At 34.3% G+C, this 14,349-nt stretch carries 10 protein-coding genes; all 10 read right to left on the bottom strand.

What is annotated here, in order from left to right; genetic code table 11:
* Positions 1-265: 265 nt before the first annotated feature.
* Positions 266-622, bottom strand: coding sequence for a helix-turn-helix domain-containing protein (locus tag ACYVHJ_RS10265; protein WP_339903116.1), 357 nt, complete (start codon positions 620-622; stop codon positions 266-268).
* Positions 623-624: 2 nt separating this feature from the next.
* Positions 625-918: a type II toxin-antitoxin system HigB family toxin gene (locus tag ACYVHJ_RS10260; protein WP_460514442.1), complete on the bottom strand. Its 294-nt coding sequence runs from the start codon at positions 916-918 to the stop codon at positions 625-627.
* Positions 919-1,196: 278 nt separating this feature from the next.
* Positions 1,197-1,871 carry a hypothetical protein gene (locus tag ACYVHJ_RS10255; protein WP_460514440.1) on the bottom strand — a complete coding sequence of 225 codons (675 nt, stop codon included), beginning with the start codon at positions 1,869-1,871 and terminating at the stop codon, positions 1,197-1,199.
* 477 nt (positions 1,872-2,348) lie between these two features.
* Positions 2,349-3,269, bottom strand: a complete 921-nt coding sequence (locus ACYVHJ_RS10250) for an MBL fold metallo-hydrolase (RefSeq protein WP_460514438.1) — start codon at positions 3,267-3,269, stop codon at positions 2,349-2,351.
* 69 nt (positions 3,270-3,338) lie between these two features.
* On the bottom strand, positions 3,339-4,532 hold the full coding sequence (locus tag ACYVHJ_RS10245) for a hypothetical protein (protein ID WP_460514436.1): 1,194 nt from the start codon (positions 4,530-4,532) through the stop codon (positions 3,339-3,341).
* A 4-nt stretch (positions 4,533-4,536) separates the two neighbouring features.
* Positions 4,537-4,977 (bottom strand): hypothetical protein, encoded by a 441-nt coding sequence (locus tag ACYVHJ_RS10240; RefSeq protein ID WP_460514434.1) that lies wholly within the window; start codon positions 4,975-4,977, stop codon positions 4,537-4,539.
* A 687-nt stretch (positions 4,978-5,664) separates the two neighbouring features.
* On the bottom strand, positions 5,665-9,414 hold the full coding sequence (locus ACYVHJ_RS10235) for an NACHT domain-containing protein (RefSeq protein ID WP_460514431.1): 3,750 nt from the start codon (positions 9,412-9,414) through the stop codon (positions 5,665-5,667).
* 302 nt (positions 9,415-9,716) lie between these two features.
* The gene (locus ACYVHJ_RS10230; RefSeq protein ID WP_460514428.1) at positions 9,717-10,172 is read right to left on the bottom strand and encodes an SRPBCC family protein; all 456 of its coding nucleotides are present in this window, start codon (positions 10,170-10,172) and stop codon (positions 9,717-9,719) included.
* 69 nt (positions 10,173-10,241) lie between these two features.
* On the bottom strand, positions 10,242-10,400 hold the full coding sequence (locus tag ACYVHJ_RS10225; protein ID WP_460514426.1) for a hypothetical protein: 159 nt from the start codon (positions 10,398-10,400) through the stop codon (positions 10,242-10,244).
* A gap of 923 nt (positions 10,401-11,323) precedes the next feature.
* Entirely contained in the window at positions 11,324-14,167 is a 2,844-nt protein-coding gene (locus ACYVHJ_RS10220) for an outer membrane beta-barrel protein (protein ID WP_460514424.1), read from the bottom strand.
* Positions 14,168-14,349: the final 182 nt, after the last annotated feature.

Raw genomic sequence — 14,349 nt, 5'->3', positions numbered from 1 at the left:
ACCACCTAATAATCACGCATAAAACATCGTAAAAGTGACTTTAGCCTCCTAAAAAAACAAAACTACGTAAAGGATAAACCTATAACTACCAAACTTTTTCATCCTCCAATCATTGAAAAATAAAACAGGGAAAACCATTCCCCATAGTAAACCAAGTTCCCAACACCCTGAACTGGTCCCTGAACACGGTCCCTGAACCTGTGGTCCCTGAGCGGAGTCGAAGGGCCAGCTGTCAGCATGCTTAGCTATTAGGCAACGTTTTTTATTAATAATCTTGAACCAAAACTTCAGTCGGAATATGAAGTGTTGAATTCAGTTTTCTAATCATTCCTAAAGTCAGTTTACGCTTTTTACTTAAAATCTCACTAACTCGACTTTTAAATCCAACAACTTCTGCTAAATCCTTTTGTTTCAATCCCAACTGTTCCATTCGGAATTTGATTGCCTCAATTGGATCAGGCATTCCAATTGGAAAGTTCTCATTTTCATATCTGTCAATTAAAATTGAAAGAATTTCCAATTCATCTCCTTCATCAGTTCCTTTTTTTGCTTCAAAAACCTCTTCAAGTCTATTCAGAGCGTTTTGATAGTCTTTTTCGTTTCTAATTGGTGCTATTTTCATAATCAAATGTTATTTGCGTCTATTTTATCGTATTCTGCGTGAGTTCCGATGAATCTTATCCAGCATATTTGATATTCAAAGTTGAACTTTACAATTAGTCGGTAGTTATTTCCTTTAATGTTGTAAACAATTCTGTTTTCTTTTAAAATACTTGCACTTGGATATTCATTTTTTAATTCATTAATATTTTTCCATTCTGATTTTTCGGTTTCTCTATACCAAGACTTTAATTGTTCCTCGCAGTCAGCGTGTTTTTCCCAAAAATCTCGTAATGTTCGTTTCGCTATTACTCTCACATATTACTTGTTTGTCGCAAATTTAATAAAAAGTTACCAAATTGGTAATAAAGTTTGTTTTTTAGCTTGCTGCCAATGTTCAGCATATTTTAAGTTGGGAATTCATAGGCGACTTCCTTCCAAATTACCCCTTAGCCAAAAGCTGTATTTTATTTTTAATTTTACATATCCAAAAGCCAAATCAGCGATTTGGCGGTGTTTATTTAAAGTCGAGAACTTTCTTTTAATCACTTAGCCCCCAAAATAATATATGCCTTGTTGGCCACCGTTTTCATTTTTTATGATACCCACATATTTCTTTGTCCGACAATTTTCCATTCTGCATCTTTTCGTTCGATAAACACAAGACTTCCCCAACCACATAAACTTCCACATGTAAAAGTATAGTAGAACACACCTCTTTGTTTGGCAGGGCTAAATGCAACACGAGACATGGTCATCATACCAATCCTGCTTTTATTGTCAGTAGTATCATTAAATTCCGCCTTGGTTACTATTGTGTAGTTACCTGTCTCCGTGATTTGATTAATGTCAAACCCTTTGGGATCTTCAATTCCGTTTAGTTTTCTTATTAGCTTAATCCAAGTTGTGTCAACAGGAAAATTGGCCTCAAAATTATTAGGGCTTAAAATCCCGTCTAAAAAGTCGTTGCTTTTATAAGTTGTCAGAGAGTCATACAGGTAAATTTTAAGCACGGAAGTGCCAAGTTTTCTATTGTTTAAAAGATTTTCAAATTCAGCGCTTTCTTTTTCATATCGTAAACTGTCTTCTCGAGTAGATTCTTCCCAAAGTGGCATTGGCGGAACAGGGAGAGGTTCATAAGAACCCTCAATACCAATCAATTCAATTAACTTTTGATTTAGAATATTTAATTCTTCATTGTCCATTTCGGTTGTATTCGAATTACAACTTGTCAGAAGCCCAAGAATTATGATTATTAACGATACTTTCATTTTTTAATGGTGACCTATATAAACAAGTTTCCCGGAGGGGTTACGTATTTATCGACTATATACCCAGCATCTTTACTTGTTTTCACCTGTCAAATTAAGGATCTCGGTCAAGGAATCTAAGGGACTGACCACATTTTTATTTGAGAGTGGCTGCAAGAAGTAGGGGAAAAACCACCTAATAATTACGCTTAAAACATCGTAAAAGTGACTTTAGCCTCCTAAAAAAAACAAAACTTCATAAAGGATAAACCTATAACTACCAAACTTTTTCATTCTCCAACAATTGAAAAATAAAACAGGGAAAACCATTCCCCATAGTAAACCAAGTTCCCAACACCCTGAACTGGTCCCTGAGCCTGTCGAAGGGACATTGAAGTTTACCCTGAACATTTCTCAGGGTTCAACACTGCATTCAGACTAGGCTGTTCCAGCCGTCAGAATGCTTAGTTATTGTAAAACGTTTTTTCAATAAATAATTCAATTTTTTGATTGTTCAATACTCTTTATTTTCACAATGACACTTTTTCTTAATGCCGTATCGATATTTCTTTTGAACTCTTCTGTTGTTAAAATTAGTGGATTTTCTTCTGTTGGTTTTCGTAATCTAAGTAATTTCATATCTTCTAGTAAATTATTTACAAAAGGATGGTTTGAAATTTGAGCATCAACACCGTTCTCAATCGCAAATGATTCAAAATAATTAAGCGATTTCAAATATTTTCTATTTTCTTCTAGAGTATTAGGCAATCCTGTTCCTCCCCAAATTGAAACCACGTGATCGATATTATTGTCAGTTGTGTTGATTATTAATGAAATAGCACCTTTAGTATGACCTGGCGTTAATAATACTTTTATGTTTGTTTCTCCAAGAGATATAACTTCTTTGTCATCTACTTTTTGATAGGATTGAGGTAGTGGTAAATCACTTGATTTATTTCCAAAAGGATCTACTAAAACGAGTGCATTGGGATCGTGAATACCATTCCAAGAAACTTCACTCATTAGAATTTTGGATTTATAGGTTTTCTCAATATAATTAGCGCCACCATAATGATCGGCATGCTCGTGAGTAACCAATAGGTACTTTATATCTTTAGGGTTTAATCCAAGTTTTTCTATGCCAGGAATAATAACATTCTTTGCATCAGCATTAGTCCACATGGCGTCTATTAATATTATTCCTTGTGTAGTATTTACAATAAATGCTCCCACACCTCCATAACCAACAAAGTAAATATTATCAAACAATTTTGTAGGTTCAACAATTTCTGTATTGAATAGTGGTGAATCACTAAGATCATTTTTTTCGTGAGAAGTTGGAATAGTTTCTTCTTTCTTCTTTTTAGAATTACATCCCAATATAAGTACTGTGAAAACTAGTAAAATTATGTTTTTCATGTTGTGACTTTAAATGTTTTACAACGGCTCGGCTAAACGCAGTATGGGCGCATAGCCCATATTGCCGTTTTAGCCATTGTTAGCGGCATCTTTGTCTTCTTCTTCAAAAATACTTGAAACTATTTTATCTCCTTCTTCATACAGCTTTGTTTTTAAATCCTTCACATTACTAAGGATAGTATCAAAAGTTTTTGAGTATTCTTTTAGAAGCATTAAAAACGTTCTGTACGTTTTAGATTCAGATTCACTTAGTTTAAGTTTTAAAATTTTTTTTCCTGTTTCAAGGCTACGATTTTTGAATTCTTCTTTCTGTGCGTTTGAATTATATTCACTTAAACTAAGTAATTTAAAATGAATATTTCCTAATAAATTAAATAAGGTATTGGAAAAAAGTAAAGATAATTCTTTAGAGATATTTAGCCCTCCTCCCATTACAGTTTCACTATTTGAATTAAGTAATATTGAAATAGCTGTTTCATCCGCAAGGTATTCGTCAGGAGTAGCCCCGATTTTGTGTTCATTATTTATAATATGAGCAATTTCATGAGCTAAAGTAAATGATTCACATCCATATGCAAATCTTTGATATAAGCCTGTAAACGTATTTGGAAGAATATCACCATGAGCATCTTTGAAAAATGAGACTTGTTTCTTTAGTCTAATTGAAAGTTCAATTTTTATTAAAGCAGCCATGCTTTGGCTTGTTGCAAGGTGAAAATTTCTTAAAAGATGCTCCTGCAATATCTCATCAGAAAAAAATCTCAACTGTAATTCTTGAATTGATTGTTCCAGTTTCATAGTTTTCTTTTCATTCACTTGCTTAATTCCAAAGCCTAAATAATTATTCATATCAAGCCACCCCATAGGTAAGACTATAAAACTTATTTCATCTAAAAAAATAGCAGTAGGGAAAGACAATCTCATTGTGGGTACAACTGCTTCTCTAACAACAATTGGAGGAATGGAAAGTATATTTTTAAATCCGATATAGTTGATTAACAAGGTTAATACTCTAAACTGAAAAAAAACTTCAGCTCCGAATGTATATGATTTTGGGTCAAATAACCATTGATAATTCTTGTGTTCACTTAACGAGAGAAAGTGTTTTTCTTTTTTGAAAAATGATATATTATTTGATATTCTTTGACTATGTAGTCGGTCGAGTTCGATAAATTCATTAAAAATGGCTTTGTCACTTCTAATGGCATCATTAAATCGAAAAATATTATTTTTCCAAATTTGATGTATTTTATCTGAATTCATTTCTTTAATTAGCCCATACTTTTTGACAAAAATGTCTAATTCCCATTCTGCTAATAATTACAGATATTAAAGGGATATTAATTCCTGCTGTCATTTTTCCTGTTAACCCTCCAGCGATGAGTGCAGCGACAGTAAAGATGTCTACAAAAGTAGCATTTGTTGTGTACTGTTTTAAAGCATTAATTTTACATATTTTCGGTTGAATTTTTGCAATTATATTTAGAAAAATTTTTGTGCCTGCATCTTTTATATTTTGACCAATTGCCCCTGCTCCATATTCTGCTCCAAGTAATTCTAATAAGTCAGTTTCTCCCTCATAATTATTTACAAGGTTATCAATAGCTACTAAATCTTGCTCTGAGAGATATTCAATATACTGAAAAGCTTCTGTTTTAGAGTTTAAATCTAAATTAGATAGTTCTAAATTTAATTTTTCTTTTAGCATATGGTTTAATTTTTCATTTTAGTTGCAGCGTAGAGTAGAGCCTGATAGCCTACCCTATTTAATTACCTATAAAGATAATAATAAGCAGTAAAGAATCAGCAACCCTTCATCAAACCGTACCCTGTTAATTACAGGGCAGGCCCCGGATAAAAACGGGGTAAACAATGAAGTTTTCCCACTGAACTCGTAATGTTTGTCATACTTCAAACACTTTTGACAGAATGTAGCACTTTCTCGACACTTCATCAGAGGTTCATTTGCATTCATCTCCTTTATCCTTACCTGACCACGCTCTTGACGTGGCCTTTTCCATAACGCTCAATACCTTGACTCTTTACCAAAGCACCTTATGGTGGTTTGATGCTCTCCCCTGTAGGACAACACCGGTGGGTCGGTTCCACCATCTTATAAACAGTTGCGTAACGATTTTCAGCCGTTCGTTACTCTCGGCACACATAAGAATAGTAGCCGAAGGCGTTGCACTTTCCTGTCAAGTTACAAAAAAGTTGAAGCGGGCTACAACCCTTAAATTTACAACTGTCTCGGCTATTATTTTTATACATTGTTAGGGTTTCGTGTTTTATTTCTGTCATCTAGTCAGTGCGTTGGGCATACAAGCTCTTTGGCTGGTTTTGGTTGTGTGTTGGCACGTGCGACCAGACAATGTGCTTGAATGCGTGTGGTGGCTTATCTAAAATCATCCAAAAATTCCCTTTTCATTTCTCTTTTAATATTCATAGAACAATATTCAATTTGTCGATTAACAAATTCTTTATGCTCAATGAAGTCTATACGATTTGGCATTTTATCAATTACAGATAAAACCTTTTGCCAGGATATTTTATCATTCTCATAATATGGAATGCGACTACCAGTAAATACTCCTCCATTTTTAACCAATTCAAGATTCTCAAATAGCTTAATGTCAGTATTTTTTGTGAGAAATAAACGTAGTAAATCATCTCGCTTATCGGGATTAGTATAGCAAATTATATTGAAACAAACTTCCATATACTTTTCATTATCAGAATAATTTGAAATCATATTCTCAAGAAATATTACTGGCTTATTACCAAATTTATTATTGTCTTTTGGGAAGAATGCATTTATTGCTCTTTCCCAAAACAAATAAGGATTATTCTTTAGAAAATAATCAATTAATGACTTTACAATTTCTTCGTATTTATTTAGTTCCCAAATGAAATCAAAATTTTCATGTTCTAAATCATGATATGAAAGTCTTTCTGGTGAATCAAAGCTTAGAAGTTCAAATAGAACATTATGCTCCTTTTCCATAAGTTTTTTCAACAATTCCTTTTTATAATCAAAGTGTCTTTCAAATTTATGAGCATAGAAATATGCCTTTTTAATTTTTTCAAAAGGGAAGTCAGGAAAAGATAAGCACATTTCAATAAATCTCGCACCTACACTAATCTTAACATTTTCATTATCAAGTTTATTGAGGATTATGTCTAATACCCCAAGATATATATTGAACTCAATTTCATCTTTAGCATATTTACTTATGAAAGTTAAATCCCTAAAAAAGTATTGGTTTTCTATTGATTTTATTGTTGAGATGAAATCTTCATAAATAGATGCCATATCATCTAAACTAATTTCTTCCGTCAGTAAGACCTGATGATAATCAAGCTTTATTGCAGTCCTGAAATTTTTAATAGAAAGAAATAGTGTATTATACTTCTTAGGATTGAACTTACAATAGTTATAAAAGATATAAGAATAATTAATGTTATAGTCAAACCTAGATACGCATTTATCAATAAGTTTTATAAAAAGTTTAGAATTTTTTTTAGCAATATCCCCAATAATTATATTCAAAGAATTGTAATACTGCCATTCGATATGGCTTTCATTAGTTTCTTTTAGAATCTGACCTACATTGTCAAACAAATCGATATAATCTAAATATTCAAAACCTTCACAATATTCAATTAATTCTTTTTCATGTAATTTTTCTTCCTCTTGCCATGGAATTGTACGTTTTCTCTTTCTATCACTTTTCAGAATCTCAGCTAGCCTATAAAGCTTATTATTAAATTTACTATTAAGTTCATTTGGATATTCAAATTCCAAAATGTCTAAATTTTCAATTAAGCTTTGTAAAACATGGCAATGCTCGAACAATTCAGGATTAAAACATTTGTCAATTAGAGGAAAAATATACTTTACATCATACTCATATATTTCTTTTGAATTTTTGTAATCGAAAATATTCAGACTATTTATTGTCTGAACAACTAATGACTTATTTGCATCCGCTTTTCTATCTAAATATTCAAAACACTTTTTTCTAAATTCCTTAATTGAGTTCGAAAGCCACAATTGATACGTGTAAATTGTAATTCCTCTACCATTTCCCTCATAATCTGTATGTTCAACTTTTAAATAACTCGGAATTAATTTTAAAAGAATATTTTCAAATATTGTTTTCTCCTTACTATTTTCAGCTTTATCAATAAGGAAGTCAATAACAATATGTTGTATATAATCACCGTGACGATACCCAAATCTTTCAAAATTGAATTTCTCTTTTAAAGTATAAATGATGGCTGGTAGTTTATCTGGTATTCTAATTCCATAATAAGATAAAAGTTCTAATGCATCTTTAAATTTGTCAGGATGTAGGTTTTTGAATCGAGAGAGCATATCAATATCTTTCCCCACGCCATATGAAAATTCGTTCGTTTCATATGTATATCTATATTCTGGATTATCGGGCTTGTCCTGATTGTCAATTTGCCTTTTGAAGAAAACTAAAACTTGTGACGATAAGTAAAACCAAAATAAGTCTAGGAATTTTACTGATTTTTCATAGTTGTTCAAGGAGTTAATATCATTCCATTTTAACAGAATTATTGGCTTCAGCTTTTCTTCTATCTTTTTGTAGTTGAATGTATTTAGGACAGGTATTATTGTGTCTGAGATTCTTAATTCATACTCCAGATAATTATCTAAAAAAAAATTGAAACTAACAATCTCTAAGTCAATAACAGCTTTGTAAAAAATATACGTTGAAAATATCTGGTCAGAAATTTTCACAACTTGTTGTTCAAATAAGTCTACTAATTCATTCGCATTTAAAGAATAGCATACTTCCCAAAACCTCTCTTCTTCTAATTTTAACTTTTGAAATATGTGGTTACATAACTCACGGTTGTCTTTGTCAATTTTACCAAAAAATGAAATTATAGCTAATGCTTTTAAAGTTTCTGACTCATTTAATATTTGAACTTCGTTAAAAATTGGGGTAAAATATTCATCGTATATCTGGGATGCATCATTGAGTGTTAAAATATTCTTTGATTCAATTGCTACTTTAGCGCACATAATTGCAAGCCTTGCATTGCCTCTTGCAATTTTTAAAATTCTGTCAATATCAGCAGGCTCTTGAATATTGAAGTCCTTAGATTTTATTATTTCTTTAATTTCATCGTCTGTAAATACATTGATTTCAATTGATTCATAATCGAATTCTTTAGAAATATTTTGCACTTGTAAAAGAGCATAGTCCCTGACGGTCACGACTACTTTAAGATTACCATTAAAGTTATCATCTAACAAGCTTAAAATCCATTGGTAGTTTTTTGCTAATCTATTGGCATCATCAACAAGCAAAATATATTTTTTGTCTTTTCTTATATAGGTTTTCAGGTCTTCCCAGATTGGTCTTCCTTTATTTCCAATACAGAGAAAGATTACATCATTTTTTGTTTGCGAATATTTTTTCGATAATTCAATTGCATATTTTGATTTACCTGTGCCAGGTACTCCATGAATCAGTAATACATTATGCTTTTCAAGTTTCTTTAGTCCATTTTCTATTTCATCTTTTCTTCCATAAAATGTATTACTCAATGGCGTTGACAACTTACTCTTTTCGTAATCAGCTATAAAATCAGAAGGCTTTTGAATTTGTTCTGTACTTAACTTGATTCCTAAATAATCACTTAGTATTGGATAATCTAAAACAGCATACGATAAATCTCGAATACCAATTAATTCAAGGATACACTTATGATTAAAGCTCTCGCATAGATTTTTTAATTCTAATCTTTCACTTGGATTTATACGTGATGTAAAACAAAGAAGTACTTTGTTAATTTCATCTGGCTTCAAACTTGTTTTGGATTGGTCAAAACAATTTTCAATATCTGATTTTAGTTTGACCAAAAAGGATTTACCGTTTTTCAGTTTCTCTTTGGTAGTATATTCAGCAAAAATCAGCTCTCCACTTTTTGTCGTAAAGTATGAATCGGGGATACCTTTTCTGCTCTTCTCTTTTCCAATTACACTGCCGATAGGGTCTATGGAATTGGGATTAAGTTTATAGAATAAGTAATGATTACAAAATTCTTGAAAATTATCTCCATTAATTCGTTTTAAAGCATCTTCTATTTCAATAATCTTACTCATATCAATTTGGAATTAGGGAGGCAAGAAATAGCTCTTTTGTAAGCTGAAGAATCAGCTTGTGTGTTGGGGCTTACAAATGTGCTATTTGTGAGTTGGCTTTTCATTGGTTTAATCTACGTTTTGTCGGTTTTTCAACATGAACGCTAACGTTCCGGCTAAGCTTTCGGGCGGATTTTACAAGTGCTAAACTATCGGCCGTGACCAAAGATAGCAGATAAGCAAAAACCTTGCGGACTGCCGTCAGCCCGCCTGAAGCTTAGGTTTTGTTAGCAAATGTTTTTTTATTTTTTCAAGACCGTTTTTCATTTATCCGATTCCGCAAATTCTTTAATCACGGAATTTCGTTTTATCAGAAAGTTAGTCATGTATTTTTTAATTAAAAGTCGGTCAGCCAAATTACCTAAAATTCCAAATGGAGATTCATAGTCAAACTTGTCAACCATTTTCGTTTCTGTCGAAGTTTGGTCAAAATAGTGATGGTGCTTGAAATATTTGAATATTCCTTTTTCTTGATAGTCAAGAAAGTAATTTGGTCTTTCAAAATCTGAAATCTTTGAAGTCAACACTTGATAAACACCAAAATGCTTTGCTTTCCAAGTAACCGATTCATTTAATTCCATTAAACCTCGGGTTCTCCCAGAAATTGCTTTTTCATTCGTGTGTTCTGTCGATATTTTGTGAAGGTCAACACTACGTGAAAGATCAAAAACGATTTCTATGTCAGCTTGAATATATGTCTCGATCTCAATTAAAGGCATGATTGGTTTTAAATATTTGCTAACAATTGTATATAATCAAGTTTATGGAAGGAGTTACGTATATATCTACTATGTACCCAGCTCCTTTCCATTGTTTTCACCTGTCAAATTAAGGATTTCGGACAATGAATCTAAGGGAGAGACCACATTTTTGTTGGAAACGGCTAAAATATGACTGTAAATTTCGGTAGTAGTGGAACTGCTATGCCCCAATAATACCTGAATCATTCTTAAACCCGAAATAAACCCTCATTTCACCGAATTGCTTTACTTTAAACCTTCTTTCTTGTCAGTTTTTGGTCAAAACCTTTGGTTAAAACTTAAAATCCCTGCCAAAAAGGCGGAAATTTCCGGATTAAAGGTTCAATTACCCACTTCCAAATTGGAATTTTGAAGTAAATATCTGCAACGGGTAGGTTAGCTTCGACAAGCTCAGCCTCCGGGAGGGTAGGTTATCAACATTTTCAATTCCTACGGCTTCGACAAGCGCAGCCTCCGGGAAGGGGCCCACTGGTTCAAGTTTAACGTAGCGTAACTTGGACCTACAATGCAGAAAGTTTTCGAATTAATTCAAATTGATTAACGAAATCTGCTCAATAGTAATGGGCTTTAGCCCATTTATTAATGCCATAACAATTCACCCGGCTTTAGCCAAAATTTGGAGGAGAGATGGGTGCTGGAAAAATAAGCCATCAACCTAGGTTTAGCGCCTAATTAATCTTTTTATTCTTGAAAAGTGAAGATTGGGCTAAAGCCCCGAAATATAATATTACATTCTAATCCCCCGGCTGAAGCTGGGGGCTATTGATAATCAGAAATCAATTCGATTTGAAATTGGATACTCAACTCCGCTGGCTTCGACAAGCTCAGCCTCCGGAAGGGTAGGTTATCAACATTTTCAATTCCTACGGCTTCGACAGGCTCAGCCTCCGGGAAGGGGCCCACTGGTTCAAGTTTAACGTAGTGTAACTTGGACCTAAAATACTGAAAGTTTCCAACTTTCTTAATCCCGAAATAGGCAATAAACCTTCTATTCCGAGTTGAAACCCCGTAATACATTGGATAACAAAAAAAGCCGAACAGTATCGAACTGTTCGGCTTTTAGTATTTTATATTAATCATCCCCTAAATGGAGCGCGCAATGGCTTTCCTTACCAGCTTCTGGCCCCACCTGGTCTTCGATATCCCCCTCCTGGCCTTCCTCCACGGTCATCCGCAGGAAGATCTGATTTCTTGAATTTACCAATGATATAGGTAAAAGAAACCATGGCATAACGGGTCATTACATTGGAATACACATCGGAAACAGATACATCAGAGATGGTTCTTGACACACTGTTGTTTTGTTTCAGCAAATCAAAAACATATACCTTAAGCTCTCCCTTATTGTTTTTAAGGAAACGGTAGCCTGCTTCTATGTTCCACAACCAAATCGATTGGTCAAAACCTTCTGCAAGGCCACTGTAGAGTACATGACTTACATTATTGCCGATAAAGGTCTTTCCATCATTGGGAGAATAATAAAACTTCAGATTACTCGTCTGGGTATAATAGTTGTTTTCTAGCGTGCTCTGAAGACTACTGTTTACAATGGAATAACTTCCCCTTGTAGAAAGGTTAAAATCTACATCCTTGGAAATATTACTTGCAAAAGTAATCCCTTGACTGATGTCTATGTTTTCATTGATATTGGTTTGTCCATTGATGATACCCGGCGTTCTGCTATAACTGACACCCGGGTTGAAGTTCACCTTGGTTTTCAATTTCGGAATGCTGGTTCCATAGTTGATGAAAAGTCGGGTGCTCATTTGCCCGCTTAGGTTCACCGGAGTAGTAATCTGCCCACCTCTACTTAACATAACCTCATTGTTGATCAGGGTATCTTGAGGAGCAACAAAGGTGCTTGTTCCAATATAGTCACTGGTAAATGAACCCAATAAAAACATAAAGAAGGTTCTATTGGTCTCCATGTCAAACTTAGAAATATTAGCAAAAATACTATTGTTATAACTTTGACCTAAGGATGGATTACCTACAGACAAATTCAGAGGATTGGTGTTGTCAATCACATTTTGCAGCTGATTTACACTCGGTTCATTCGTTCTGGTTCTGTACCTGAAGCGAAAGCGGGTTCCACCTTCGTTTCTATAATTCATGGTCACCGTGGGAAGAATGTTTTTAAAATCCCGGTTGAAAACCCCTTCGGTAGGAAACACACTTACATTATTTAGTTTTGCATACTGATAGTCTACCTCCATATTAAGGTTCAGGCCATTATTGTTATAACGGTAACCCAATCCTGTTTTTTGAGTAAGAAACTTATTGTCAAATTCATTACTTAATGCCGTATCCAATACCATGATGCCTTGCTCATTGGCCAGCTGAAAGGTTTTTTGGTCTGCAGCACTTTTGTTGTTTCCTATTTGATAGGAAGCAGTGGCCACTGATTTTTCACTTATGGGTTCTGTATAGGTAAAATTGGCCGTGTAATTAAATCCATCAGACAATGCACTTGACTGCTGAACAAGTGTATCGAAGGAATTTCTTACATAATCCTTATTGGCAGAAATCAAGTCTGTTAGTTGGTCTCTTTCATTCCAGGCCGTGCTAACATCCGTAGAAAAAGTCCTTCCTTTCTTATCAAATTTATACCTATAAGTAAGATTGTTGGATAGGGTGAATCCATTGGTATTTATCCCTGTTTCATTTCTAGTATCACTCAAGCTATCCAAATTTTGGTCCAGGTTCAAACCTCCAAGATTTGTAAATCTACTATTGTCCTGAAAATTGATACTTGGTCGGATGATCAGCGCATTCTTATCATTGATATCGTATTCCATCCTGGCATTTGCACGGTGGTTGTTATTGGTAATATTACTGATCTGATTTTCCTGATAAATCTGACTTACATCTTCCGAAACCACCGTTTGTCTGTTGGTGTTTTCCAAAATAGAGTTCTCCGTAGCATTGTAAAAATAACTACCTGTAAAATTGATCTTTTCCCCCCATTTATCACTATAGTTCAACCCTAAAGAATTGGTGTTTACGATTCCATTGTTTTGGGATACCCCAAAGTTCCCTCCACCTTGTCCCCCTCTTCTTCGGCCTCCGCCTCCTGTGCTTACTCCCAGCATATCGTCTGAAGAGAAATTTTGTTGGTTGACATTATTGGACATGCCTATAATAGAAATCCTTCTCGCTCCGTTGAAAAAATTAATATTACCGCCTACAGAATACCTGTCATCAGTTCCATAGCCACCATATACCCTACCAAAGTAGCTATTTCGCATGTTTCCTTTGGTGATGATATTGATGGTTTTGGCATAGTTGCCATCATCTAGACCAGTAAGCCTAGACTGATCAGATTTCTGGTCAAGCACCTCCACGCTGGAGATGGCATCGGCAGGCAAATTCTTTAAGGCAATGGAAGGGTCACTTCCGAAAAATTCTCGCCCATCTACCAATATTTTTTGTACATCCTCCCCTTGGGCTTGTACTTTTCCATTCTCTATGGTTACCCCGGGAAGTTTACCTATCAAGTCCTCTGCCATCCCATTTTCTCTGGTTTTAAAAGCACTGGCATTAAAGACGGCAGTATCACCCCTCATTTCACCCACCACATTCTCTCCTTCGATGGTCACCTCTCCAAGCAGTTGGCTATCTTCACCAATGCTTATTTTACCGAGATCCAAGGTCATCCCGCGGCGAAACTCCTTGGTTACTTTTTCGAAACCTACATAAGAAACCTCCAGTTTAAAAACAGGAAGGCGAGGATGAGCGATAGTAAAACTACCATCTGCCCCTGTAGTGGTATTGCTAATCAAAGAGTCCCCCTGGGTTTTTAGCAATACATTGGCCCCTATCATTGGGTCCTGGCTATTTTGGTCTACAACAATCCCTCGAATCAAAGGAGGGCCTTGTCGGTCTCTTTGGGCTAATAGTGGCGTAGAAGCCAACAATAGGGCAAAGAAGGTAAGAAAAGTAAAAATCCTCATATACATATCTTTTTAAATATGAGGGTTAGACTTATTCCATTACCAAAGGTTTAATGGAAAGACTGAAAAAGTTTGAAAGGAATTTTTACCCAACAAACGGTAAATTTAAGGGATTAATAGCCAACCAAATAGCACAAGCCATCCAAGGGTTTAAAACCCTTGGATGGCTACAAAAAGTCAAT

Source organism: Cyclobacterium sediminis, from assembly GCF_054781075.1.
This window is presented reverse-complemented; position numbering and strand designations above follow the sequence as displayed.